At 63.6% G+C, this 23,475-nt stretch carries 24 protein-coding genes and 1 pseudogene; 9 read left to right on the forward strand and 16 right to left on the reverse strand.

What is annotated here, in order from left to right:
- Nucleotides 1-103: 103 nt before the first annotated feature.
- The 5 genes and pseudogenes from QMK32_RS07775 to QMK32_RS07795 form a co-directional block, all read right to left on the reverse strand.
- Entirely contained in the window at nucleotides 104-574 is a 471-nt protein-coding gene (locus tag QMK32_RS07775; protein ID WP_269301289.1) for a MarR family winged helix-turn-helix transcriptional regulator, read from the reverse strand.
- 141 nt (nucleotides 575-715) lie between these two features.
- A complete protein-coding gene (locus QMK32_RS07780; protein ID WP_283474703.1) occupies nucleotides 716-1,195 on the reverse strand; it encodes a DUF6764 family protein in 480 nt (159 codons plus the stop codon).
- Nucleotides 1,196-1,353: 158 nt separating this feature from the next.
- Nucleotides 1,354-1,656 (reverse strand): annotated as a pseudogene (locus QMK32_RS07785) (neutral/alkaline non-lysosomal ceramidase C-terminal domain-containing protein); the annotation flags it as partial.
- 15 nt (nucleotides 1,657-1,671) lie between these two features.
- Nucleotides 1,672-2,559 (reverse strand): neutral/alkaline non-lysosomal ceramidase N-terminal domain-containing protein, encoded by an 888-nt coding sequence (locus QMK32_RS07790; protein ID WP_283474704.1) that lies wholly within the window; start codon nucleotides 2,557-2,559, stop codon nucleotides 1,672-1,674.
- Between the two features lie 72 nt (nucleotides 2,560-2,631).
- Nucleotides 2,632-4,011: an FUSC family protein gene (locus QMK32_RS07795; protein ID WP_502943552.1), complete on the reverse strand. Its 1,380-nt coding sequence runs from the start codon at nucleotides 4,009-4,011 to the stop codon at nucleotides 2,632-2,634.
- A gap of 73 nt (nucleotides 4,012-4,084) precedes the next feature.
- On the opposite strand from QMK32_RS07795, the gene QMK32_RS07800 reads away from it, so the two are divergent.
- Nucleotides 4,085-4,585: a MarR family winged helix-turn-helix transcriptional regulator gene (locus tag QMK32_RS07800; RefSeq protein ID WP_283474156.1), complete on the forward strand. Its 501-nt coding sequence runs from the start codon at nucleotides 4,085-4,087 to the stop codon at nucleotides 4,583-4,585.
- A gap of 77 nt (nucleotides 4,586-4,662) precedes the next feature.
- On the opposite strand, the gene QMK32_RS07805 is transcribed toward QMK32_RS07800, so the two are convergent.
- Nucleotides 4,663-5,289 (reverse strand): lipocalin family protein, encoded by a 627-nt coding sequence (locus tag QMK32_RS07805; protein ID WP_502943553.1) that lies wholly within the window; start codon nucleotides 5,287-5,289, stop codon nucleotides 4,663-4,665.
- Nucleotides 5,290-5,294: 5 nt separating this feature from the next.
- Nucleotides 5,295-7,289, reverse strand: coding sequence for an MMPL family transporter (locus QMK32_RS07810; protein WP_283474709.1), 1,995 nt, complete (start codon nucleotides 7,287-7,289; stop codon nucleotides 5,295-5,297).
- A 210-nt stretch (nucleotides 7,290-7,499) separates the two neighbouring features.
- Here QMK32_RS07810 and QMK32_RS07815 point away from each other — a divergent pair, with 210 nt between their 5' ends.
- Together QMK32_RS07815 and QMK32_RS07820 are read left to right on the forward strand one after the other, a co-directional pair.
- Entirely contained in the window at nucleotides 7,500-7,976 is a 477-nt protein-coding gene (locus tag QMK32_RS07815) for a MarR family winged helix-turn-helix transcriptional regulator (protein ID WP_283474157.1), read from the forward strand.
- Nucleotides 7,977-8,168: 192 nt separating this feature from the next.
- On the forward strand, nucleotides 8,169-8,615 hold the full coding sequence (locus QMK32_RS07820; RefSeq protein ID WP_283474158.1) for an STAS domain-containing protein: 447 nt from the start codon (nucleotides 8,169-8,171) through the stop codon (nucleotides 8,613-8,615).
- Here the strand turns inward: QMK32_RS07820 and QMK32_RS07825 are convergent.
- Entirely contained in the window at nucleotides 8,612-10,213 is a 1,602-nt protein-coding gene (locus tag QMK32_RS07825; RefSeq protein ID WP_283474159.1) for a phytoene desaturase family protein, read from the reverse strand. The two genes, QMK32_RS07820 and QMK32_RS07825, sit on opposite strands and share 4 nt — an antisense overlap.
- A 77-nt stretch (nucleotides 10,214-10,290) precedes the next feature.
- Here QMK32_RS07825 and QMK32_RS07830 point away from each other — a divergent pair, with 77 nt between their 5' ends.
- Nucleotides 10,291-10,836, forward strand: coding sequence for a baeRF2 domain-containing protein (locus tag QMK32_RS07830; RefSeq protein WP_283474160.1), 546 nt, complete (start codon nucleotides 10,291-10,293; stop codon nucleotides 10,834-10,836).
- Here QMK32_RS07830 and QMK32_RS07835 read toward each other — a convergent pair.
- Both QMK32_RS07835 and pruA read right to left on the reverse strand, forming a co-directional pair.
- Nucleotides 10,816-11,763 (reverse strand): proline dehydrogenase family protein, encoded by a 948-nt coding sequence (locus QMK32_RS07835; protein WP_283474161.1) that lies wholly within the window; start codon nucleotides 11,761-11,763, stop codon nucleotides 10,816-10,818. The genes QMK32_RS07830 and QMK32_RS07835 overlap by 21 nt on opposite strands.
- Nucleotides 11,760-13,409 (reverse strand): L-glutamate gamma-semialdehyde dehydrogenase, encoded by a 1,650-nt coding sequence (pruA, locus tag QMK32_RS07840; RefSeq protein WP_283474163.1) that lies wholly within the window; start codon nucleotides 13,407-13,409, stop codon nucleotides 11,760-11,762. The genes QMK32_RS07835 and pruA overlap by 4 nt, the downstream gene beginning before the upstream one ends.
- 119 nt (nucleotides 13,410-13,528) lie before the next feature.
- On the opposite strand from pruA, the gene QMK32_RS07845 reads away from it, so the two are divergent.
- Nucleotides 13,529-15,139, forward strand: coding sequence for a PucR family transcriptional regulator (locus QMK32_RS07845; RefSeq protein ID WP_283474165.1), 1,611 nt, complete (start codon nucleotides 13,529-13,531; stop codon nucleotides 15,137-15,139).
- Here QMK32_RS07845 and QMK32_RS07850 read toward each other — a convergent pair whose 3' ends face one another.
- A complete protein-coding gene (locus QMK32_RS07850) occupies nucleotides 15,140-15,709 on the reverse strand; it encodes a TetR/AcrR family transcriptional regulator (protein WP_269301278.1) in 570 nt (189 codons plus the stop codon).
- A 94-nt stretch (nucleotides 15,710-15,803) separates the two neighbouring features.
- Between QMK32_RS07850 and QMK32_RS07855 the strand changes: the two genes are divergently transcribed.
- Nucleotides 15,804-16,949 carry an acyl-CoA dehydrogenase family protein gene (locus QMK32_RS07855; protein WP_283474168.1) on the forward strand — a complete coding sequence of 382 codons (1,146 nt, stop codon included), beginning with the start codon at nucleotides 15,804-15,806 and terminating at the stop codon, nucleotides 16,947-16,949.
- 9 nt (nucleotides 16,950-16,958) lie between these two features.
- The gene (locus QMK32_RS07860; protein WP_283474169.1) at nucleotides 16,959-17,660 is read left to right on the forward strand and encodes a dienelactone hydrolase family protein; all 702 of its coding nucleotides are present in this window, start codon (nucleotides 16,959-16,961) and stop codon (nucleotides 17,658-17,660) included.
- On the opposite strand, the gene QMK32_RS07865 is transcribed toward QMK32_RS07860, so the two are convergent.
- Nucleotides 17,654-18,454, reverse strand: coding sequence for an ABC transporter (locus QMK32_RS07865; RefSeq protein ID WP_283474170.1), 801 nt, complete (start codon nucleotides 18,452-18,454; stop codon nucleotides 17,654-17,656). The genes QMK32_RS07860 and QMK32_RS07865 overlap by 7 nt on opposite strands.
- Before the next feature lie 25 nt (nucleotides 18,455-18,479).
- On the reverse strand, nucleotides 18,480-18,794 hold the full coding sequence (locus QMK32_RS07870; protein WP_283474171.1) for a DMT family transporter: 315 nt from the start codon (nucleotides 18,792-18,794) through the stop codon (nucleotides 18,480-18,482).
- 262 nt (nucleotides 18,795-19,056) lie between these two features.
- Between QMK32_RS07870 and QMK32_RS07875 the strand changes: the two genes are divergently transcribed.
- Nucleotides 19,057-19,353 carry a hypothetical protein gene (locus QMK32_RS07875; RefSeq protein ID WP_283474172.1) on the forward strand — a complete coding sequence of 99 codons (297 nt, stop codon included), beginning with the start codon at nucleotides 19,057-19,059 and terminating at the stop codon, nucleotides 19,351-19,353.
- Nucleotides 19,354-19,387: 34 nt separating this feature from the next.
- Here the strand turns inward: QMK32_RS07875 and QMK32_RS07880 are convergent, their stop codons facing one another.
- Together QMK32_RS07880 and QMK32_RS07885 are read right to left on the reverse strand one after the other, a co-directional pair.
- Nucleotides 19,388-20,761, reverse strand: coding sequence for an MFS transporter (locus QMK32_RS07880; RefSeq protein ID WP_283474173.1), 1,374 nt, complete (start codon nucleotides 20,759-20,761; stop codon nucleotides 19,388-19,390).
- A gap of 17 nt (nucleotides 20,762-20,778) precedes the next feature.
- Nucleotides 20,779-21,204 carry an HIT family protein gene (locus QMK32_RS07885; RefSeq protein WP_283474174.1) on the reverse strand — a complete coding sequence of 142 codons (426 nt, stop codon included), beginning with the start codon at nucleotides 21,202-21,204 and terminating at the stop codon, nucleotides 20,779-20,781.
- A gap of 85 nt (nucleotides 21,205-21,289) precedes the next feature.
- On the opposite strand from QMK32_RS07885, the gene purD reads away from it, so the two are divergent.
- Nucleotides 21,290-22,540, forward strand: coding sequence for a phosphoribosylamine--glycine ligase (purD, locus tag QMK32_RS07890; RefSeq protein ID WP_283474175.1), 1,251 nt, complete (start codon nucleotides 21,290-21,292; stop codon nucleotides 22,538-22,540).
- Nucleotides 22,541-22,611: 71 nt separating this feature from the next.
- Here the strand turns inward: purD and QMK32_RS07895 are convergent, their stop codons facing one another.
- Complete coding sequence (locus QMK32_RS07895; RefSeq protein WP_283474176.1) at nucleotides 22,612-23,448, reverse strand: DUF559 domain-containing protein; 837 nt, start codon at nucleotides 23,446-23,448, stop codon at nucleotides 22,612-22,614.
- Between the last annotated feature and the right edge of the window lie 27 nt (nucleotides 23,449-23,475).

Genomic DNA, 23,475 nt, shown 5'->3' on the forward strand with positions numbered 1-23,475 from the left:
GCAATGTCGTGGCCGACCTGGGGGAGTAACAGGTCATACAGAAGGTAGGACATCATCTCGCTCGAGCTCCTCGTTGTTCGCGGCACAGGCGCCACTTCATGGGTTAACGCTCTACATGGTTCACGAGCCTCGCCGGAAGGTCAATCACCCCGGCGGAATCCGCCCGTCGAGCGAGTTTCCAAAGGATGGGAGCCGATAGATGAAGGACATCGCGTTCGAGCTGAGTGAGCTCCCCGTCCATCGCGTCGGCGAGCCACTTGTCGCGCTGTGCACGGTCCGCTGCGACGAGGGTCGTTCCTTCTGCGGTCATCACGATCAACAATCTTCGCCGATCGGCGGTGTCCGGGGTACGGGTCACCAAACCCTCGGCTTCGAGGGCGTTGAGATTACTTGTCAGCGACTGGATCCGTACGCCCTGCATCGCAGCGAGGTCGACGGGGGCGCTCGATCCGCCGCTTCGCTCGACGTCGCCCAGAATCTGCATCTGACTCGGTGTCAGGTAGTGCACCGGCCGCTGCTTGCGCAGCCTTCTCGTCAAAGCGAGCATCGCCTCGCTGAACTCCGAGGTAGTCATCTATCCGCCTGCTGCACGCCACCGGTACGCATGTCGGTAGCTTAAGCGCCGCTGGACCTGCGTGAATACAACTACGTTCTCGCGCTCGGGTGCGGAGCGCGAGAACGTAGTTTTCTTCGTAGAACCTGTGCTGAGATCAGGTCAGCCGATGCAGCCCTGCAGGGTGGTGAAGCTCCCCGCGATTCCGGGTCCCTGGCATACGGCCCCGGTGGGGGTCAGCGTGATGGTGGCACCTGGGCCGGCAATCGCGATGGACAGCCCTGGCCCTACGGCCGAGTTGTCCGCGAAGCTGCCCGGTCCGAAAGCGATCGCCGCCGGTCCTCCGCCTGCCGTGCCGTCCGCTACGGCGGTGCCGCCGTTGAATCCGAGAGCGAGTGCTGCTGCGTTCGCCATGGCGTTCGCCGATCCCCAGCCTTCGAACCCGTATCCGGCTGCCGCGCTGCTGGCGTCGGCCTGACTGTCGCACTGTGAGCTTCCGACCAGCGACGCTTCAGCGTTGCCGCCCGGTGCGGTCGTACATCCGACCGGGGCGGCGGACGCCGTCGCAGGAACGAGTGCGGCGAACGCCAGTGCTGTGCCGATGGCTGCTACGCCGCCCAGACTTCTCTTCACTGCTGTCATCCTGGCTGTGGACATGTCGAGCCTCCCGATAGGTCGTTGGTAAAGGTGTGCTGCGTGGAACTGGTTCCGCCGCAGCACCGTCCTCTACGTTCCCCTCTCGGGGACACAGCCAACCCAAGCGACCATTACGTATCGGTCACACAATAATCACAGCAAGGTCACGACGGCAGGATCTCGAACTCGGCAAAGGTTCCCGTGAACGGTGTGAGCCGGCCATCGATCGACCGGGCATCACCGAAATACACGATGCGGTAGCGCCCGGACTGCTGCGAAGCGGGGACATCCCACGCGATCGTGGTGTCGGTGATCGGCCCGGAGTTGTCGAAGACGATGGTGGTGTACCAGTCACTGTCGTCGTACTCTCGAACCCAGTTCACACCGTCGGCTCGCTCCACAGCCAAGTAGGTGTCGTCGCGTCGCAGATTCGAGTTGGGGTTCGCACCGGAAAACCGTACGGCGACATGTGCGCCGACGTCTTACTGCGGGGCCGGCTGACTCAGGACGTCGCCGAATGCCCTGCCAGGAGCCGGAAGGTCGACGAACGCGACTCCGCTGGGAGAGTTCGGTATCGCGCCGGTCAGGTCGGGCTGCGAAGTGCCGTTGTCGACGGCCCTGCCATCTCGCATAGCGGCTGCGAGGTCGACGGCGATTTGGACGGTTGCCGGCAGTTGCCAACGGCCGAACGGTGTCGCGCCGCCTTCGTAGTCCTGCTGGTCGTATTCCTCGGGGGTGGTCAGATAATGGCCGTAGCCGTTGGTGTATCCCTGCACGACGATCTGATCGGCGTCGACGCCGAGTGTGTCGGCCAGGGCTGTCCGCAAGCGTGAGCCCGCGACGATGGTCGGCTCGAACGGGCAGGAGAACAGGAAGAAACCGCCCAGCCGCGCGAGGTGAAAAGGAAGCTGTTGCTGCACGATTCCTGGTATCGATCCGACGGGGAGAAGGATGTCCTTCGGAGCATAAGCATCTCGTAGCCACTGCGGCATCACCACCGAGCTGAGCGCTGCCAGTGCGGGATTGCCGCCGCGTTCGCCCTCTTGAAGGCCGAGCTCCGGCAGCCCACCGCCGTCTTCCTGGCTCGACGCCGCGAAGGCGGCACCGAGAGCTGCGGGGCTGGTGGTGTGTGTGCGGTCATCGCCGGTGAACTCCGGTCGGACGGTGAATCCGGAGAAGTCTGCATATGTCCACCGGACATCGATGCCGGTGCCGACGGCGCTCGCAGCGGACTCGGTTTGCGCACGCGCAGTATCGAATTGGCGCATGCCGATGATGCGGGTGTTCTCGAATTCATCGGTCGTCGGACCGGTGCCGGGCTGCCGCGACCCCGGTGGCGGCGAGAAATGATCGTCTACCGAGTCCTGAATTCACTACGATTGCCCCCACGCTCGTCGATTCGAACTGCACAGTAACACCGTCTCACCGGACGTAGTGTCGCTCTAGGCCAGTGCGTTCTCGTGCTGGCGATCTCCGATTCCGATGGTGAGGGCAGCGACGACGATCCCGATCAGAACACCGATGAGGGTGTCGCCGACCCGACTGATCGCGACGGCTGGGGACAGCTGTCCGGCTATGCCGGTCAGAAGCAACGCCATCGGTGTGACGGCGATCGTGGTGAGGGCGTAGTTCTTCATGACGAGGAGTTCGGCAACGATCTGCAGAACGATGATGGCGACCGTCGTCTGCCAGTATCCGAACGCACCTGCAATCAGTGCGGCGGCGATGGCAGCGCCGCCGACATTCCCGAGTAGCCGCTGGATGCCGCGCTCGACCGTCGTGTGAAAAGTGATGCCCTGCATGGCCGCCATCGCGCCCATGGTCGCCCACAACGGATGCTCGAAGCCGAAAGCAGTTGCGCACCAAGCGGCCAACAATGATGCCACGGCGATGCGTGCTGCATTGATCACAAGTGCACGTGAGGTCAACATGCGTACGCCGACGGCAAAGAAGTTTTCAGGTGTAGTGGCGAGCTCGGCAGCGCGCATCGGTAACGCGTCGTACCTGCGCATCTTTCGCAGCGCGCGCTCGTGAGCGAGGAGTTCCGCTGCATGAGTGGGATCTTCGTCGCGTGCCCAGGCGTCGAGCAGGTGCTCGGCGTCGTCGAGGAGAGCAGTCAGTCCGAGGCTGTGTGCGCGCGAGGTCGGCCGGGCATTGAGTGCGACGATCACGCGAGCGCGTTCGATCGATGCTCGGGCGATGCCGTCTTGTCTGGAGTCGGTGGCCGCGAGAGCGCGGGCGACCGCGAGTTGACCGGGCCCGACCGGATGCAGCAATGCCGGGAGCATTGCTGCCACCCATCCGATGGCAGCACCGATGGACACCGAAACGAACACTTCGGCCGCGTCCCCGGTTGCGCTCGCGAACCCGACAGCAGCGGTCGAAGCGAACACGAGGATGACAGGGCCGGGTCCGGTTATCGAGAAGGCCGACAGGACGAGTGCCGCGACTCCGGCCGTCAGGGAGATTGCGACTATCTCGAGGGTAGAGGAGTCCGTCATCGTGCCCAGCGCGGCGCCCAGCGTCGCCCAGAGAACTATCGAGCCGCCGACGAGCGCCAACTTTCCTGCGCGCCGTGGGTACGGCTCGTGTCGTGCGAAGGCACTGCACAGGGCGCCCAGCGCGGCGAACCCGGCAAGTTCGGGCCTGCCGAGAATGCCTCCACCGACGAGGACGACGGCGATGGCGGCGCCGACGCGCAGGGCTGGAGCGATAGTCGCATCGGCCTGCCCGAGCGTCATCGCCTGGCGCCAGGCCGCTCGGGAAGTGGCGTGGGCGAGCGCAGAACGGGTGTGGGCGAGTCGGGTATCGGAAACAGGCACCCGGATACTTTATAAGTATTTTACTAGTGAAGTAAATGCTGCCGCCTGTGACCTGGGCCGTAAGGTGGATGGCATGACCTCGGTGCAGCAATCTGGCGGAGACTTCGTGGACCAGGTTCGGCGCGAGTGGGTCGCCCTTTTTCCGGACACCGATACCTCGCCGATCGAGGTTCTCGCGCGAATCGGAAGGATTGCCGCCCAGGCCAACCACCTACTCGATTCCACACTCGCGCCGAGTGGAGTGTCGAGGGCCGAGTTCGACGTCTTGAGCGCGCTGCGCCGAGCCCGACGACCACTACGAGCGAGCGAAGTGACCTCGGTGACAATGCTCAGTGGGGCATCCACCACCAAGATCTCGGAACGTCTGGTGAAGGAAGGTCTGGTCGAGCGACTCGGCCTGGACCGCGATGCGCGAGTTGTGCTGTTGCAACTCACCGCTGACGGTATCGAATTGGTCGATACCGTCTTTCCGTTACGACTCGCGCGTGATCGTGAACTGCTCGACGGGTTGAACCGGGAGGAAACAGAGGCGTTGGCGCACCTGCTGCGGAAGGTCGCGCTCAACGTCGAGTAATGCGGTCGAGTGATGCGACTGATCGCATGTGAGTGGAACGCCCTCGCCGAGAGCTGATTCCACCCACATGCGAAGCCCTAGACGGTGCAGAGAGGCTGTATCCCCGCCGCTCCGCCCGGTGTCGGCGAGGTGAGGATCAGGCACGAGTTGTAGCCGAGCGATTCTGCGACGGCACGGATTTCACGGAACTTCTCCGGGCTCGCTTCTGATGAGCGGGACAGGACGAAACCCGAAGTCCGGAACGGATCTCCGACGAACGCCCAGGAATAGTCGTCCGCGATGTAGGCGACGATGTAGTTGGTCGGCCCTTCGGGGTTCTCCTGGGTGGGAACACCCGGAAAGCTCACGTGCAGCTGGGCATTCGTCACCGTGTCATTGACGCGGGCGTTGCCGACGATGTTGTTCTGCTCCCCGTTCCAGGTGGTGCAGGTGTTCTCGACGCGCACATTCGCTGGATCGGTCAGCGTGTACTTGGCTTGTGTGTCGCGCGCGCACTCGAGGTTGAACGGCTGCGGTACAGCGGCAATCTGATTCCAGGTGCCCTGGTAGCGATCGACATCGAGGGACGGGATGGGGGCGAGGGGTACGAATCCGGCCGAACCGGACGGGGCAGGTGCTGCCTGAGCGATTCCGCCGGCGAGCAGCATCCCCGTGGCGCACGCGCCGGCAACGAGCGCGCGTGTGAGCATCGAATGTACCTTCATGGATTTCACTCCTTTTGTCCCACCAGTTCGGTACTGCTGGAATCGAATGTGTTCGGCCACCATATCCCCGGGCCGATAAGGGTGAACAGGGCTGGAATGACCAACGTGCGCACCACGAAGGTGTCCAGCAGAATGCCGAGGCCGACGATGATGCCCAACTGCGTCAGCGTGATGAGCGGAAGGACGCCAAGCACGCAGAACACTGCGGCCAGCACGATGCCCGCACTCGTGATGACACCACCGGTGGCGCCCACCGCGCGCACGATGGCCGAACGCGTTCCGTGGCCGGGCGTCTCTTCCCTGGTACGCGTGACGAGAAAGATCGTGTAGTCGACGCCGAGGGCGACCAGGAACAGGAAGGCGAACAGCGGAACGTTGTCGTCGAGAGCCGGGAATCCGAAGATGTGCAGGCTCACCCAGCTCCCGATGCCCAAGGCCGCGAGTGCGCTGAGAACCGTCGTGCCGACGAGTACCAGCGGGGCGACGACTGCGCGTAGCAACACGAGCAGCACGGCGAGAACGACGATCAGGATGGCGGGCACTACGACGAGACGGTCCCTGGCGGCGGCGTCACTGGTGTCGAGGGCTTGGGCGTCACTGCCGCCGACGAGCGCCTCGGCATCGGGAATGTCCTTCAGTGCACCTCGTAGGTCCTCGATGACGGCGAACGCTTCCTCGGATGCGGGCGGCGAGTCGGATACGACGGACCATCGAGTCAGGCCGGTGCCGGAGTCGGCGCCACGGGTGAACGAGGTGATGGCGTCGTCGGCTGCCAGGACGGACTCGATCTCGGCAGCCGAATCGGTCTTTCCGACCACTGTCGTCGGATCGGCCAGACCTGCGGGGAAGTGCTCGGAGAGTGTTTCGAAGCCTTCGACGGATTCGGCGGTCACGCGGAACTGTTCGGTCTGCGACAAGCCGATTCCAGTTCCGAAAAGCGCACCGGCACAGGCGAGAAGGGCGACGATCGTGATCGATGCGGTGCGGGCCGGATGTCGTGACACTGCGGCCGCGATCGAGAACCAGGCCCCCGAGGTGGCGGTGTCGCGATCGTCAGGGCCCGGGATGAAGGGCCAGAACAATTTGCGGCCGAACAGCGCCAGCAGTGGAGGGAGGACGAGGAGGACGAACACGGCTGCGACGACGAGGCCTGCCGCCGCGAGTGCACCCAAGCTGCGGGTGCTGGGCAGGATTGCCAGGAGCAGCGTCAGCAGTGCCAGCACGACGGTGGCGTTGCTGGCGAGAATTGCAGGCCCGGCGTGGCGGACGGCTCGGGCAAGTGCACGTCGATGATCGGACTCGGCACGCAACTCTTCCCGATATCTCGAAATCAACAGCAACGCGTAGTTCGTACCCGCTCCGAACACCAGAACGCTGGTTATACCGGAGGTGGAGCCGTCGAACGACAGGCCTGTCACCTCGGCGAGTGCCGTTCCGACAGAGGTGGCGACGCGATCGCCGAAGCCGATGACGAGGAGCGGAACCAGCCACAGAACAGGCGATCTGTACGTCACGATGAGAAGGATCGCGACCACGAGTGCGGTGACCGCGAGAAGGGTGAAGTTGGCGCCGGAGAAGGAGTTCGCGATGTCGGCACCGAATGCCGGTCCGCCGGTCACCTGCGCGTCGAGGCCGTCGGGAAGGCCGTCGACGGCAGCGGTGCGCAGTGAGGTGACGAGGTCGTCGAGTGTGAACCCGGACAGCGAACTGTCTATCGGAACCAGGCCGAGCGTTGCTTTGCCGTCGGGTGCCGGCACGAGCGGAGGCGAACCGGCGTCGGTGCCCGCGGCGACCGCGGTCCGATCGAGGGCTTGTTGCGCGGCGGCCAGGTCGGCCTCGGACAGCACCTCGCCATCGGATCGACTGACGACGAGTATCGCGGGTGCGGTGTCCGCGCCGGGGAATTGGGTCAGCAGCTCGGTGACCTGGGCGGACTCTGCTTCCGGTGGTACCGAGGATGGTGCGCTTCCGGCCGAGTCGTTCTCACCGACGAGGGCCATGAACCCTAGTGAGAGCACCAGGACGGCAAGCGCGACTGCCCACGACCGGCGTGAGGTGACAATCCGGGCGAATCCGATCCAGAAGCCGTCGTCGCGGCGGGAGCTGTCCACCGGAAAACAATCTCACTAACTGAGACATTAATCAACCGGCAAGATCACCCACTCGGCGTGCGGATAGTCTGAGCGCATCTTCGAAGAGAGAGGACCGCAGTGGCCGATCGACGCGAGCTGGAATCGAAAATCTCGTCCGACGTACGTGCGCTGTCTGCCGTCTCCGAGGAGATCGGGCGCGCATTCAGCGCACAACACGAACTGCGACACAACGATTTTCGTGCACTGCTCCTGATCATGGTCGCCGACGTCGAAGGCACGCCGCTGACGACGGGCGAACTCGGCGCCCGGCTCGGGTTGTCGTCGGCAGCTATGACGTACTTGGTCGAGCGGATGATCGAGTCGGGTCACATTCGACGGGAAAAAGACGAACGTGACCGTCGAAAAGTGATTCTTCGTTATGCCGACCACGGCATGGCCGTCGCACGTGAATTTTTCGGTCCACTCGGTATGCGGACCACTTCTGCGCTTGCCCAAGTGCCCGACTCGGATCTTGCTGCGGCTCATCGAGTTTTCGTCGCTTTGATCGACTCGATGCGTGCGCATCACGAGGAGCTGCGTCCAGGCATCACCTGAGATCTCGGTGTTCGATTCGTCTTCACTATGCGGGACGGCCCGAGTAACGTAGGGTTGACCGAGGTTGAGCTAACAGCCGTTGTCGGGGGAGACGCCCTGGCTGTCGCAGCCGTTAGCGGAACTCATGTTCACATTCGACTGTCACCGCGCTCGTACCGTTTCCCTCCCGATCGAAAAGACGATGGGATGGCTATGACTGTTACTCCACGCGGTGTCGAAGACGACGCAACCGCACACAACCACGCTGCAGTGAACACACACGCCACAGCAGATACCTCGGTGTCCGTCGCTGCTACCGGCGCTATATTTCGAGCCGTACCGTTCGGCTCGGCCGCGCTCGTTGTCAGCGTGCACGGCGACATCGATATCCGAAGTGCACCGATGCTGGCCGAGTTCGTGTCCACCCACATCGATGCGCACCGGCATCTCGTACTCGACTTGTCCGATGTCGGCTTCTTCGGAATTGCCGGTCTGACCGTGTTCAGCGCGCTCGACAGTGGGACCCAAGAAGCAGGGTCGAGCTGGTCGCTCGTAGAAGGACACCCAGTACATCGGTTGTTGGAGGCTGCGTCTCTCCAACCTGCCGTGCAGGTCTTCGATCGAGTTGCCGACGCGGTCGAAGCGGCAACGAAGCCTTAACGTTCTTCTCGATCTCGGGTGACCAGCTCCAGCAAGGAGCTGGTCACCTTTTTTCGTATCCGGCCGAGCGGGCCCTGCTGGCCCAATGCCGCTCGCGCAGCGTTCATCCCGGCTGCTCCGTGAACTCCGCCCCCGGGGTGCGCCGAAGAGCTACCGAGGAACAACCCCTCGACGACGGTTTCCGAACGTCCGAGTCCGGGTGTCGGGCGAAAGATCAACTGCTGCTGCAACTGTGCGGTTCCGCCGTTGACTGCGCCGCCGTAGAGATTGCCGTTCTCCGCCATCAGATCGGACGGCCGCTGAACCACCTCGGCGATGATCGACCCGCTGAACCCTGGTGCGTGTTCCTCGAGCACATCGCGTACCCGGTCGGCGACCGTATCGGCTGACGCGTCGTCGGCCACTCCGCGCGGCAAATGCGTGTACGCCCACGCGCTCTCGGTACCCACCGGTGATCTGGAGGCGTCTGCCGTGGTCATCTGCCCGAACAGCATGAACGGACGTTCCGGGAGCACCCCGGTGGTCAGGTCGGCCAACCACCGGACCAGGCCGTCGTCGTCGGCACCCAGATGTACGGTCCCCGCATCCGAGAGGCTGGTCGAGCGCCACGGGATGGGGCGGTCGAGAGCGTAGTTGACCTTCACCACCGGGGTGTCCCATTCGAAGTTGCGGAGATCCTCGTGCACCCGTCGGGGTACCGCGTCAGCCGGAAGCAAGGATCCGTAGAGCATCGGTGCGGAGACGTCGGCGATCACGGCCCGACGGACGAACACCGTGTCCCCACCTTTGGTATGAACCGCTGACGCACGTCCATCGGTGACGTCGATGCGATCGACCGGGCTGCCGCAGCGCAGTTCCGCCTTGCCTGCACGGCTGACGAGCGCGTCGGCGAGCTTGCTCGCGCCACCCGTCGGTACTGGATATCCGACGTCCTGCGCCAACATCGTCAGCAGATAGCCCATCGCACCACTGACGGGTGCGTCGGAGGGGGCGTCACCGTGCATGGCATTACCCAGCACAAGGCACCTGGCAGCCTCGCTCCGGAAGAGCTCGTGCGCCATGACGCGTGCCGGTAGAGCCATGAACCGTCCGAACCGCAGTGTGTCCGCGGCACCCAAGGTTCTCGCCAACGACGCAGCGGCGCGCACCGGCGGGAACGGTCCGAAGAAAGCGTCGAGCATCGGCTTCCGGATCTTCGTCCACTGATCGAACAGGTCGAACCAGGCATCACCGTCGCGACGGTCGTATTCGGCCAGAGCCGCAGCGGTATCGGCGACGTCGTTGTGGACGACGGGTGCGGACTCGTCCATCGAGGAGCGTGCGTGGCCGTAGACGGTAGGCGAACGCGACCACCGCAGGCCGTGATGCTCGAGGTCGAGTGAGGTCATCACTGGCGACGCAGCCCCCAACGGATAGAACGCACTGAAGAGATCACTGCTGAATCCTGGTATCAGCTCGGCACTGCGGACAGCGCCACCGGCTTCGGGGCCTGCCTCCAGAATTACTACGTCCCAGCCTGCGTCTGCCAGCGCAGCAGCCGCTACGAGTCCGTTGTGTCCGGCGCCGATCACCACGGCGTCCGCGGAGCGAAGTGTCATGAGTCCTACGGTACGTCTCGGCGAAAGATACAACGGTCGTGATGTTTGGTGCTCGGAGACCTGGGCACCCCATCCAGATGTCGACGAGCAGTGAGCGCGAGCATATGCAGTCATATTCGGTGGACGATGCGGTGTCCTCAGGGGCGCCTGTCGAGGCCGCGCGGGACGCGTCCGACTTAGAGCCGGGGGCCGAGCCGACCGAGGCCCGGTTCGTCGGTGTGCCGAGAGTGGACACCGAATCCGATCCGCTCGAGGACGCCGGGCCTTATGTCGTCGTATCGGTGGACCAACGCGGCGCCGATATCGACACCTTCGATGCCCGGGGCGTCGCGACGAGTTCGGTTACGGTCGAGTCCGGAACTCCGCCCCGACACCGCGCAGGTGAGAAGACCGTCGCCGAGATCGTCGCCGAGATGTACGACACGAAGACCGTCGAGCAGATTTTCGTGGTGGGCGTACTCCCCGTGCGTCCGCAGCTCGTGCAGAGCTTGCCCGCACGAGTGTTGCGCGACGTCATCGAGCTCGAAATCGGTTCGAGGGCGGACGGTTCCGATTCCGATCTCATCCGGTCCGCCGTGCAGGAAATACGCGAACGAGCGGCCCTACTTGCGCGCGAGCAGTGAGCGAAAGAAGAACATGACGTTCGCAGGCCGCTCGGCCAAGCGGCGCATGAAGTAGCCGTACCACTGATTGCCGTAGGGAACATAGACCCGAAGGTTCTTCCCTTCGCCTGTCAGGCGGAGCTGTTCTGCCTCGCGGATTCCGAACAGCATCTGGTACTCGTAGTCTGCTTTCGTTCGGCCGGAAGACTGGGCGAATCGTGCTGCAGCGTCGATCATCTCGGGGTCGTGGGACGCCACCATCGGGTAGCCGTCGCCATTCATGAGGATTCGGAGACATCGCACATACGACTCGGCGACGTCACCGGGGCTGCGGTAGGCGACCGTCGAGGGTTCGTCGTACGCGCCCTTGCACAATCGAATCCGAGAGTGAGGGCCGGCGAACTCGCGGCAATCGTCCTCGGTGCGCATGAGATAGGCCTGCAGTACGGTGCCGACGTCGGGAAACTCCTGACGCAGTTCCCTTACGACGGACAACCTCGCATCCGTCGTCGTGTGGTTCTCCGCATCCACTGTCACCCAGGCCCCTGACCGAGCGGCGGCGGAACAGATGGTGCGTGCACCGTCGAGTGCGATCGAACGATCGATGTCCTGCCCGAGCGCCGACAATTTCACCGATACCTCGAGGGCGTGGTGTTGTTCGGGTCGCAAGGCCGAAAAAGACTGCAGCAAAGAAAGATACGCATCGACCGTGGCCTTCGCCGTCGCTACGTCGGTGGTGTCCTCCCCGAGGTAGTCGACACTGACCTTCCGGCCGGAGGCCGACAACGAACGCACTGCCGCCATCGCGTCGGACTCCGATTCCCCTGCTACGAAACGGTCCACCAACGTTCTGGTGAGTGGAAACCGGCTCACCGTCGCTTCGAGTCTCGCGGATCGTGCCGCGGCCAGAAGCACAGGTCGGAGCGGATTGGCAACCACCGCACTCACGTCGAACCCTTGCCCGCCTGGTGGGGGTAGTGGTGATCGGTAGGCGGAACGAATGTCTCCTTGACCGTGCGCGCGGAGGCCCAGCGCAGCAGGTTCTGCGCTGACCCTGCCTTGTCGTTCGTCCCGGACGCTCGCGCTCCGCCGAACGGCTGCTGACCCACGACGGCGCCGGACGGTTTGTCGTTCACATAGAAATTGCCTGCGGCGAATCTCAATGCCGAGTGCGCCTGCTCGATGGCCGTCCGATCGTTCGCAACGACTGCTCCGGTGAGTGCGTACTTCGATCCGGAGTCGACTTTGCGCAGGATGTCCTGATAGGAATTCCGCGCAGAATCCTCGTACACGTGCACCGTCAGGATCGGACCGAAGTACTCGGTGGCGAATGCTTCGTCCGTCGGGTCGTCGCCGAGAAGAACTGTGGGAGAGACGAAGTAACCTTCGGAGTCGTCACACGTTCCACCTGTCGCGATGGTGAGGCCCGGCGTGGACTTGGCGCGATCGAGCGCGGCGGCGTTGCGGTCGAAGGCCCGCTGGTCGATGACTGCGCCACCGAAATTGGACAGGTCGCTCACATCGCCGAATTTCAATTGCGACACCTGTTCGACGAACGGATCTCCCATCCGTTTCCAGAGGGACCTCGGTACGAAAGCCCGTGATGCGGCGGAGCACTTTTGTCCCTGGTAGTCGAACGCTCCCCGGATCAGCGCAGTGGTGAGGACGTCAGGATCGGCCGAACTGTGTGCGAGAACGAAGTCCTTGCCCCCCGTTTCGCCGACCAGCCTCGGATAAGAGTTGTACCGGGCGATGTTGTGTCCCACCTCACGCCAGAGGTGCTGAAACGTCGCCGTCGAACCGGTGAAGTGGATCCCTGCCAGCCGTGGGTCGCTCAATGCGTGCTCGGATACGAGTGGACCGTCCCCGAGCACCAGGTTGATCACTCCGGGCGGAAGTCCCGCCGCTTCGAGTAGTTGCAGAGTCATATATGCGGCGACGGACTGAGTCGGCGACGGCTTCCACAGCACGGTGTTGCCCATCAGCGCGGGCGCAGTGGGCAGATTGCCGGCGATCGCCGTGAAGTTGAACGGAGTGATGGCGTAGACGAACCCTTCGAGCGGGCGATAGTCCACCCGATTCCACACTCCTGGGGAACTCACCGGCTGGTCCGCCAGAATGTGCCGCGCGAAAGAGACGTTGAATCTCCAGAAGTCGACCAGCTCGCACGGCGCGTCGATCTCGGCCTGGTAGACGGACTTCGACTGGCCCAACATCGTTGCCGCCGCCACTGTTTCACGCCAGGGGCCGGCAAGGAGGTCCGCGGCCCGCAGGAACACCGCGGCCCGATCGTCGAACGAGCGATCACGCCATGCCGGTGCGGCCGCGAGGGCTGCGTCGATGGCGTCGCGGACGTCCTGGTGTGTGGCGCCGGTGAAGCTGCCGATGACGGACGAGTGCCGGTGGGGTTGCACGACGTGCTGTTCGGGTCCGGTACCGGAGCGATGTACGCCTCCGATGACCTGGTGAAGGTGGGTTGAACTCGAGGAAAGTTCGTCCAATCGAGCGCGCAGGCGAGCGCGCTCAGGGCTGCCGGAGGCATAGGTATTGACCGGTTCGTTCATCGGAACAGGTACCGAAGTGACGGCGTCCATGAAGATTCCTCCTGACCGCACTCGCTGAACTATTCGGGGTACGTGGGACCAATCCAAGCCTGTGAACAGCCGATTGTATTCAGCTGATCGAACGAGAGGTGTGTGCTCTACTTGTCCAGATGGACGAAGATTCCAGAGTCGAGCTGGCGACACTGCTCGACGCCTTACCCGTTGCGTTCGTCGAACTCGTCGTGAGTCCGGCCGGGGGACACACTGACATCCGCTCGGTCGCGTTGCTCGACAGCAGCGACCTGTCCGACAGCGCGGTCGCGGACCTGGCTCTGGTGGTCGGTGCCTCCGAATCCGGACTTCTGGCATGGTTCGACGATCTGGAGTTGGCGCGGCCGCACGCGCGGCCACGGGCAGTGATGGCCAAAGGCGTCGGCGATTCGGTGCCGATCCAACACGCGGCGCGGCAGTGCGGGATTGCGCTGATCGCCGTCCATCCGCAGACGGACTGGGAACGGTTGTTGTCGATCGTTCGTGGTGTGCTCGATCATTCGCTTCGGTGCCTCGACACCGATGATGTCGACGAAGGACGTTTCGGTGCCGACACCGACCTTTACGGTCTCGCGCGCACGGTCGCATCCCTGACCAAGGGGATGGTGAGTATCGAGGACGAGCGATCGCACGTGCTGGCGTACTCGGCGTCGGAGAGCGCGGCCGACGAACTCCGAACACTGTCCATTCTCGGTCGCGAAGGCCCGGCCGACTACCTGCGCACCCTCACCGACTGGGGCGTATTCGAACGCATCAGATCCAGCGACGACGTTCTCGAAGTGCCCGCCGCCCCCGACCTCGGCATTCGGCGTCGACTCGTCGTGGGGATCAGATCGATTCCCGACGCGTCCGGCACCGTCGTAAACCTGGGCTCGATCTGGGTTCAGGAAGGTAATCGGCCGCTATTGGAGGACGCGGATGGCGTCCTGACCGGTGCCGCTGCCGTCGCGGCTCGGTTGATCACACGCATTCTGGATGCGCCGAGCAACGAGGCCGTGCAGATTCAGCGATTGCTCGGTGCTCGCGGGGGAGGCGTCGACATCCCGTCGCTCGCTGCGGCACTGTCTATTCCGACGTCGGGGCCGGCCGCGATGATCGGGTTCGCCGCGGCGGGTAGCCGCCCTGTCGGCGAGGTGGCGCCCGCGGTTCGGTTGCATGCCAGTGCCTTTCATCGCCTGTCCTTGGCGACGACGATCGGTGACCGCATCTATGTACTGTTCCCGGCGATCACCTCGGTGAAGGCCGTGGAATCCTGGACGCGGGAAGTGATCGTTCGGATCGAAGAGCGCACCGGCGTCGCGCTGCGTGCAGCACTGACCGTTCCCGTCGCGTCACTCACCGACGTACCGGCAGGTCGATTCGAAGTCGATAGGGTGCTCGACCGCACCATGGGCGAACATCGAGTGACCTCACTTGCCGAGTCTCGTACGTCCGTTCTGCTCGGCGAAATCATTGAACTCGTCTCCCATCACCCGCAACTGCTCGATTCGCGAATGGAGACGCTCAGAAGTTACGACGCGAAGCACTCTTCGGCGATGGTGTCGAGTTTGGCAGCCTATCTTTCCCACTTCGGCGAGATTAGGAGTGCTGCAGCGGAACTGGGTGTGCACCCGAACACGCTGCGGTACCGGATCACTCGCGTCGAGCAGATTCTCGGAGCCGACCTTTCCGATCCGGACGAGCGGATGCTGATGGAGATTCAGCTCCGGCTTCTGCCGCGGCGCGATTGATCAGGTGATGCCCGTCGTGAGCAGCGCGGCCAGTTCGGCGTAGGCCTGCGAGTCTTCGAGCCCGGTACGCCCGGCCACCTCGCGGCTCTGGATTCGAGCCATCGTCGTCGCAGCCACATCGGCGACGAACGCGGCGTGGACTCCGCGGACGTCCCCGGCCGAAGTTCCTTCGTCGATCAGTTGCTGCACGCGTTCGGCGGCAATAGCGGTGTTCTGCTCGTAGACCTCGCGGGCAGGGGGGAACGCTGCGAGATCGTCCATGAACTGCGCCGACGCGGGTTGCAGTGCGATGCCGACCGCCGACAGATACTCGGTCAGTCGCGCGCCGGTCCCGTCGACGGTAGCGATGGATGCCTCGACACGGTCGGTCGCGCCACGGAAGAAGTGAACGGTCGCGGTCCGCACGAGCTCACCCTTGCTCCCAGCCAACGTGTACAACGTCGATTTACTGCATCGCAGGCGTGCCGCGATGTCCTCGAGCGTCAGGTGCGCAAATCCTTCGTCGAGGAACAACGCGACCAGTTGGTCGAAGAGCTGGGCGCGCCGTGCAGTCGCGTGAGCTGCGGTCATATCGCAAAATAGTACTGCAGTCGACGTCGCAGTACGGTATGCAGTACCGTGAGCTTCATTGCAGTACTGTCCGTGGTTTCGTGAGGAGTGCCCAGTGCCCGTCGATCGCCTGCTGCCCACCGAGGAAGCCAAAGATCTCATCCAGCTCACCCGTGACGTCGCGGACAAAGTGCTCGACCCGATAGTCGACGCACACGAAAAAGCGGAGACGTATCCGGACGGCGTGTTCGCTCAGCTCGGTGAGGCAGGCTTGCTCAGCCTGCCGTTCCCCGAGGAGTGGGGTGGCGGAGCGCAGCCGTACGAGGTCTACCTCCAGGTCCTCGAAGAGTTGGCTTCGCGATGGGCAGCGGTCGCCGTAGCCGTCAGCGTGCACAGCCTCGCCTGCTCGCCGCTACTGGCATTCGGAACCGAAGAGCAGAAGCAACGCTGGTTGCCGGAGATGCTCGGAGGCTCGCAGATCGGCGCCTACTCCCTGTCCGAGCCGCAGGCCGGCTCCGACGCCGCCGCCTTGACCTGCAAGGCGGTGCCATCAGGCGACGGATACTCCGTCACGGGCGCGAAAGCGTGGATCACCCACGGCGGCATCGCCGACTTCTACAACCTCTTCGCACGCACCGGAGAGGGATCGAAGGGCATCTCCTGCTTTCTGGTGCCCAAGAACCTCGACGGGCTCACCTTCGGCAAACCCGAGGAGAAGATGGGACTGCACTCGGTACCGACGACCTCGGCGCACTACGACGGCGCCTACATTCCAGGCGAACGACGTATCGGTACCGAGGGGCAGGGCCTGCAGATTGCCTTCAGTGCCCTCGATTCCGGCCGCCTCGGGATTGCCGCGGTCGCCGTCGGAATCGCCCAAGCGGCCCTCGACGACGCGGTGGCCTACGCGAACGAACGCACGACGTTCGGCAAGAAGATCGTCGACCATCAAGGGCTCGGATTCCTGCTGGCCGACATGGCAGCCGCCGTCGACTCTGCCCGCGCTACGTATATCGACGCCGCCCGACGCCGCGACAGCGGGCTCGACTATTCGCGAAGTGCATCCGTCGCCAAGCTCATCGCCACCGATGCCGCGATGAAGGTGACCACCGACGCCGTCCAGGTGTTCGGTGGATACGGATATACCCGCGACTTCCGGGTCGAGCGGTACATGCGGGATGCAAAGATCACGCAGATATTCGAGGGCACCAACCAGATTCAGCGTCTCGTGATCGCGCGGGGACTGCGGTCGGTGGGTTAATCTTCGGTGATGGCTGACATCCAGGTCGACACCCCCGCAGGCCCGATTGCCGCTGTACTGGAATTGCCCGCTGGGGAAGGGCCGTGGCCCGGTGTCGTGATCGTGCACGACGCATTCGGACTGAACGAGGACACCAGGGGAATCGCGCGCCGGTTCGCCGATAAGGGCTACCTCGCGCTGGCTCCCGACTTGTACAGCCGGGGCGGAATGCGCAAGTGCGTCGTCGGGGTCTTCAGTGCGCTTCTCGGGCAGAGCGGCGTCGCCGTGGACGATCTGCTGGGGGCTCGGGAGTATCTGTTCGCGCGTGAGGACGCGACCGACAGTGTCGGGATAGTCGGGTTCTGCATGGGCGGTGGATTCGCTCTACTGTTGTCGCCGAAAGGGTTCGGGGCGAGCGCGCCGTTCTACGGCGTCTCGCCGAAAGACATGGAGAAAGCGCTCGACGGCGCATGCCCGATCGTCGCCTCGTACGGAAAGAGCGATCCGAGCTTGATCGGTGCCGGCAAGACACTCGGCAAAGTGTTGTCCGACAAGGGAATACCGCACGACGTCAAGACGTATCCGGGCGCCGGTCACAGTTTCGCAAACGCGCTCCCTGGCAACAAGAAAGCCGCGGTTCTACGGCGTATCAGTGGCCTCGGATTCAAAGATGAGCAGGCCGAAGACGCCTTTGCTCGGGTGTTCGACTTTTTCGATCGACACCTTCACTGAAGCTCGGACACGGGCTGTTTTCCTTTGAGCCAGCGATTGGGAAGCCGTCCGACCAGTTCACCCAGCGGATTTACTGCGGCGGAAAGTATCTCGACCGAATCCTGCAGGATGTCGACACTGACACCCATCCGTTCCAGGTTCGGGGCCAGCGAAGACAATGTCTCGGACAGGGTGACGAGTTGATCGAGGGGACCGCCCTTGGCGGTCAGTCGTTCGATGGCACCGCCCTCGGAGAGTAGTTGTTCGAGCAGGCCGCCTTCCTCGAGTGCCCGCTCGATGATTCCGCCCTCCCTCGTCAGCAATTCGAGGGGACCATCGGTCGCGGTGAGCCGCTCGAGCGGACCTTCGACGGCGGTGATCCGATCCAGCAGACCCCCCTCGGCCAGTAGTCGTTCGAGCGGACCGTCTTCGGCAAGCAGTCGATCGAGAGGCCCCCCGGTTGCCGTCACTCGATCGACCGGGCCGCCGTCGGCCAACAGCCGTTCCAGCGTGCCTTCCTCCGATGTCAACCGATCGACTACGCCACCGGGTGCGAGGAGCCGGTCCAGTGGCCCACCTTCGCGGAGGGCGTTACCGAAGGCACGGTCGTCCGAAGTCAGCTGGCCGAGTTGTGTGAGCAACTGCATGGTGCCGCCGCGAGGATTGGCTACCGCCGCGAGGCTCATCGGGTTGACGGCGCCGGATTCCAGGACGAATCGCGTGGTGGAGAGGACCGTGCTGGTCACTTGCAGCGCAGTTTCCGTCATCGCGATCCCGGCACGCGCAGGGAATGTGATCGCCGACACCCAGTTCATGGTTTTACTGTAACCGCTGGAGACATCATGGAAGGGCCTTCAAGCCGACCACGCAGCCGACGATGCCCATCAACAGCGCAACCTTGATCCACGACGCGGCCTCGTCGCCGGTGATCATCGCGTAGGTGACGGTGAGTGCCGCGCCGATCGCGACCCAGACCGCGTAGGCGGTGCCGGTCGGTAACGTGCGCATCGCGAGTGCGAGACCGCCCATGCTGATCACAAGAGCGACGGCGAACACGAGCGTCGGACCAAGTTTGGAGAATCCGTCGGACTTGCCGAGGGCCGTTGCCCAGACCGCTTCGAAGGCGCCGGAAACGACCAAAATCAACCAAGCCATGCGTACAACACTCCCATGCACCGTCTTGTCGCAGGCCTGGGGTTCGCAGGGACTTCGCAGCGATAGTTCAACAACTGAGCAGACTGCCGGTACGAATCGGGGCCGTTCTGCCGTAGTTCCCACAATCTGAAGTCCGCGAAGCCCTGGGATCTGGAGCGTTTGCCCGAGAACATGATTTACGTTATCGGCTGGCTCGGTAACCACTACTGCTGAGAAGTGGAGCAGCGATGACCGACCGAAGCAGTTGTCGTAGTGTTCGACTGTGCGTCGACTCATCCTGCTGCTGATCGTTCTCGGGCTTGTCGTGGGTGCGCTTCCGTTGTTGTGGGAGTTGGCTCAGCAGACCACGAGCAATTCCTCCGAGGTCATGTACGACGGCGTGTACGAACCTCTACCGGGAGTGCCGATGTCCCATGAACCTCAGTCGCTGTTCGATCCAAGCTTTCGAGATCCGGACTGGTTTGTACTGGCAGTCTTCCCTCTGTTCGGCGCCATGATCGGTGCTGCAATCGGATTCATTCTAGGCACAAGAGGGTTCGCGCTGACACGGAAATCATGACCGAATCTGCCCGCTTCGCGAATCAGCCTGCGCGCTAGTTCTTCTTTCCCCGGCACAGCAGCACGACCAGTGCGCCGACTACCGATACTGCGGAGGTGAACAGGACTGCGGAGTTCCAACCTTCGACGAGCGCGGCAGGAGAACTCGTTCCTCGCGGCACCGCCAACACCGCAACCACAGTCACACCTACCGCAGATCCGACATAGCGGGCGGTGTTGTTCGCGCCGCTGCCCATCCCCGCACGTCCGGCCGGGACGCTCGCGACGGCTTCGCGCCCTAGTGCTGCGTTCAGAACTCCGCTCGCGATACCTGCGAACAGCAGGCCCGGGAGGAGTCGAGGCCAGGTCGAGTCCACCGACAGGCCGAGCATTGCGAGCTGCCCGATCGCAACCCCGATCAGACCTGCTGCCAGTTGCACACTGCCGGTGACGCGGGCTGGGATATGTCGTGCGAGAAGAGCTGTCGCGACGGAAGTAGCAGACCAGGCGAAGAGCAACAGTGCCGCGCCCAAGGCATCGATGTTGTAGGCGTTACCGAGAAATCCGGACATGAACGACATCAGCGCGATGATCCCCGCACCGGCGACGACTGCCGCGACAGTAGCTGCGACGAACGCCGGTTGGGTGAACAGGTTCAGATCGAGCATTGCCGCGCGACTTCGGTATTCGACGACGACGAACACGATCAGCAGCACCGCCGATACCGCGAAAAGACTCAACGGCAGAGGCCGCGCCCATCCTTGGCGCCCTTCGACAAGGGCAGCGAGAAGAGCGCTCAACCCGAACGCCAGCAGAAGCGCGCCGGCGGGATCGAGTCCACGAGGGGTATCCGACGTCGACTCCCGCACGAATCGATGCGCGGCGACGGCGAGCAGTGCGCCGGCGACCGCGACGAGCCAATACGCATCACGCCACGTTGCCAGCCGATCGAGCGTCGCGACCAGGAGTGGGCCGAGTGCGATTCCAGCGCCGAGGCTGGCGCCCCAGACGCCACTGGCATGCGCACGGCGTGGGCCTGCCGGGTGAGTATGCGCAATGATTCCGAGGCTCGACGCGATCACGGCGGCGCCGCCCAGTCCTTGCAGCACGCGCGCAAGAACGAAGATCAACGTATTCGGCGACACAGCGCAGACCACCGAGGCGACGGCCAGTACGAGCGCGCCGAGAACGAACGTGCGACGCCTCCCGAAGTCGTCGGCCAGCGTTCCGGTGGTGAGTAGTGCCGCACTGAGCCCGATGCTCATGGAACTGAGAATCCAGGTCTTACCGGCGGTGTCGCTGCCGAGAGTGGCAGCGGTGGAGTTGATCGTCGCCAGCGGTGACGTGAACGCGACAAGGGTGAGCAGAGTGCCGAGGGCAGCGATCGTGAGGGACCGTCGTTGGTCGACGGCAGAGTCGGTCAGGGTCACGGCTTGTGCTCGGCCGATCAGGTAGGAACGTTGGCGCCGTGGCCGGACTCGCGGAGCGCGGCACGCAGCTTCTCGGCGGCCTCGTCCTGCGACTGTGGTGACGGGTTCGGGTCTGCCCCGGAGATGTCGAAGTTACCCATGTCGTAGGCAGGAAACACGTGCATGTGTAGGTGCGGAACCTCGAGCCCGGCAATCAACAGTCCTGCCCTCGGTGCATCGAACGCCGACCGCACCGCAGTGCCGATGATCTGGGCGACTGCCGTGATCTTGGCGAAGGTGGCGCCGTCGACGTCCTGCCACTGGTCGATTTCCTCTCGAGGAACGACGAGCGTGTGACCTGGAGTAACCGGGGCGATAGTCAGAAACGCCACGACGTCCTCGTCCTGCCACACGAATCGTCCCGGAATCTCGCCGCTGATTATCTTGCTGAATACCGATGCCATAGTTGCAAGGGTAGTCGTCACGATCGCCGACCTGAGATAGCTGAGTTTTCGCTCGGAGCGGGTCGAGCCGATACTCTTGTCCACTGTGCGCGTACTCGTCATAGGTTCCGGTGCTCGTGAGCACGCCCTCCTCCTTGCTCTGAGCAAGGACCCCAAGGTCAGCAAGCTGCTGGTCGCTCCAGGTAATGCGGGAACGGCGAAGCTCGCCGAGCAACACCCCGTCGATGTCGCCTCGGGTGCGGCGGTAACCGAACTGGCTCGAAAGGTCGAAGCGGACCTGGTCGTCATCGGCCCGGAAGTTCCGCTCGTGCTCGGCGTCGCCGACGCATTGCGCGAGGCCGGGATCGCGACCTTCGGACCGTCTGCAGCAGCTGCTCGTATCGAGGGTTCGAAGGCGTTCGCCAAAGACGTCATGGCAGTGGCGGGCGTCCGAACAGCGCATAGTGAGATCGTCGATTCACCCGCGAAGCTCGATGCGGCACTCGACCGATTCGGACCCAACTGGGTCGTCAAGGACGATGGGCTCGCGGCAGGCAAGGGCGTCGTGGTCACTACCGATCGGCTCGTCGCTCGCGATCATGCTGCCGAACTTCTCGAAACCGGACATCCGGTGTTGCTCGAATCCTTCCTCGACGGACCCGAGGTGTCGCTGTTCTGCCTCGTCGACGGCGAGACGGTGATGCCCTTGTTGCCGGCGCAAGACCACAAGCGCGTCGGCGACGGTGACACCGGACCTAACACCGGCGGCATGGGGGCGTACACCCCGCTTCCATGGCTTCCGCAGGCCGTCGTGGACCAGATCGTCACCGAGGTCGTCGAGCCCGTCGCCGCCGAGATGGTCAAGCGTGGCTGCCCGTTCTCCGGCTTGCTGTACGCGGGCCTCGCGATCGGCGTCGACGGCCCCGCAGTGGTCGAGTTCAACTGTCGCTTCGGTGATCCCGAGACGCAGGCAATTCTCGAGTTGCTCGATTCGCCTCTCGGTGAGGCGTTGAAAGCGACAGCTACCGGGACGCTTGCTTCCTTGGCACCTGTGCAATGGAAAGACGGCGCTGCGGTAACCGTGGTCCTGGCTGCGGAGAACTACCCCGGCCGTCCGCGCACCGGAGATGCGATCACCGGGGCCGGGGGTCTTGGCGTTTTCCACGCAGGTACCGCCTCGCACGAGGGCAAGGTTGTCTCCGCAGGTGGCCGGGTACTCAGCGTCGTGGGTTCCGGTGCTGATCTCGCTGCTGCTCGGGCTGATGCGTATTCGAAGATCGAGTCGATCCGGTTGCCGGGTAGCCACTTTCGCACCGATATCGGCCTCGCAGCCCTCGAGGGCCGAATCTCTTTGTGAGCCCCGTGAATTTTGCTCCACTATTGCGCGAAATTTCCCGAATCCCGTAAATTTCGCGCAATAGTGGAGCTTCACGCACCCCTACTCTTTCTACGACGCCGCACCACCGCAGCTATCTGATCGGCAACTCGATCCAGATCGCGGTTCACCGTCGCCGCAGAGAATCTCAGCACCAACCAGCCGTCCAGCACCAGCGTGTTCTGACGTACGCGGTCGTTGTCGAATGTCCGCGGATCTATGTGGAACTGGCGTCCGTCGATTTCCACGATCACCCGCGCCAGCCGGCAGGCCAGGTCGACGATGTATCGGCCCAACGCCGTGTTGATCTCCATCCGAATACCGCGTGCCAACACAGCCCGCGCCACCAGGCGCTCTGGCTCCGACCAGGTTCCTGGACAACATTTATCGAGCTGCCGACGAAGCTCTCGCATACCCGCCATTCCTTTGGCGGACTCACAGTGGTCGACGACATCTCTCCACGACACCCGTGAGGAGATGCACCGGTCGAAGAACTGTTCCAAAGGTAGACCCCGCATCGCGGCGGCCACATCGACGAAGCACTGCACCGCCGATACGACTTGGAATCCTCGGTGCTCTTCGGGCGACACCGAGCGTCGGTGTACTTTCAGCCAGCCCGGCCCGTCGATCCGCGAGTTCCTGGGCAGGGTCACATGAACGACTGTGGGCTCGGTGTCGAGTAGATCCCACAACCACGCGGCGCTGAGGTGGCTCAACACTGCATCTTCGCGCCATAGCGTCGCCGCCACACACAGTTCGTAATACGACGGTTCCGGGTCCGAATAGACACCCGGCAGCAACCGGACCATGCTGCCATTGCGCATCCGTCGGGTGATGCCGGATCGACCGATACCTGATTCTTCGAGCTGCATGCGTGTGTACACCCCCATGCCAAAGAACGGTGCACCGTTCTCGAC

Source organism: Rhodococcus sp. H29-C3, from assembly GCF_030063405.1.
Lineage (GTDB): Bacteria > Actinomycetota > Actinomycetes > Mycobacteriales > Mycobacteriaceae > Rhodococcoides.

What these genes read in the sequence shown, in the direction of transcription:
- QMK32_RS07780 (WP_283474703.1), bottom strand. Translation starts at nt 1,195, where the DNA reads ATGACAGCAGTGAAGAGAAGTCTGGGCGGCGTAGCAGCCATCGGCACA.
- QMK32_RS07825 (WP_283474159.1), bottom strand. Translation starts at nt 10,213, where the DNA reads ATGACACTTCGCTCCGCGGACGCCGTGGTGATCGGCGCCGGACACAAC.
- QMK32_RS07885 (WP_283474174.1), bottom strand. Translation starts at nt 21,204, where the DNA reads ATGGCATCGGTATTCAGCAAGATAATCAGCGGCGAGATTCCGGGACGA.
- QMK32_RS07775 (WP_269301289.1), bottom strand. Translation starts at nt 574, where the DNA reads ATGACTACCTCGGAGTTCAGCGAGGCGATGCTCGCTTTGACGAGAAGG.
- QMK32_RS07860 (WP_283474169.1), top strand. Translation starts at nt 16,959, where the DNA reads ATGGCTGACATCCAGGTCGACACCCCCGCAGGCCCGATTGCCGCTGTA.
- QMK32_RS07800 (WP_283474156.1), top strand. Translation starts at nt 4,085, where the DNA reads ATGACCTCGGTGCAGCAATCTGGCGGAGACTTCGTGGACCAGGTTCGG.
- QMK32_RS07865 (WP_283474170.1), bottom strand. Translation starts at nt 18,454, where the DNA reads ATGAACTGGGTGTCGGCGATCACATTCCCTGCGCGTGCCGGGATCGCG.
- QMK32_RS07850 (WP_269301278.1), bottom strand. Translation starts at nt 15,709, where the DNA reads ATGACCGCAGCTCACGCGACTGCACGGCGCGCCCAGCTCTTCGACCAA.
- pruA (WP_283474163.1), bottom strand. Translation starts at nt 13,409, where the DNA reads ATGGACGCCGTCACTTCGGTACCTGTTCCGATGAACGAACCGGTCAAT.
- QMK32_RS07820 (WP_283474158.1), top strand. Translation starts at nt 8,169, where the DNA reads ATGACTGTTACTCCACGCGGTGTCGAAGACGACGCAACCGCACACAAC.
- QMK32_RS07810 (WP_283474709.1), bottom strand. Translation starts at nt 7,289, where the DNA reads ATGGCCCTCGTCGGTGAGAACGACTCGGCCGGAAGCGCACCATCCTCG.
- QMK32_RS07805 (WP_502943553.1), bottom strand. Translation starts at nt 5,289, where the DNA reads ATGAAGGTACATTCGATGCTCACACGCGCGCTCGTTGCCGGCGCGTGC.
- QMK32_RS07830 (WP_283474160.1), top strand. Translation starts at nt 10,291, where the DNA reads ATGTCGACGAGCAGTGAGCGCGAGCATATGCAGTCATATTCGGTGGAC.
- QMK32_RS07845 (WP_283474165.1), top strand. Translation starts at nt 13,529, where the DNA reads ATGGACGAAGATTCCAGAGTCGAGCTGGCGACACTGCTCGACGCCTTA.
- QMK32_RS07870 (WP_283474171.1), bottom strand. Translation starts at nt 18,794, where the DNA reads ATGGCTTGGTTGATTTTGGTCGTTTCCGGCGCCTTCGAAGCGGTCTGG.
- QMK32_RS07895 (WP_283474176.1), bottom strand. Translation starts at nt 23,448, where the DNA reads ATGGGGGTGTACACACGCATGCAGCTCGAAGAATCAGGTATCGGTCGA.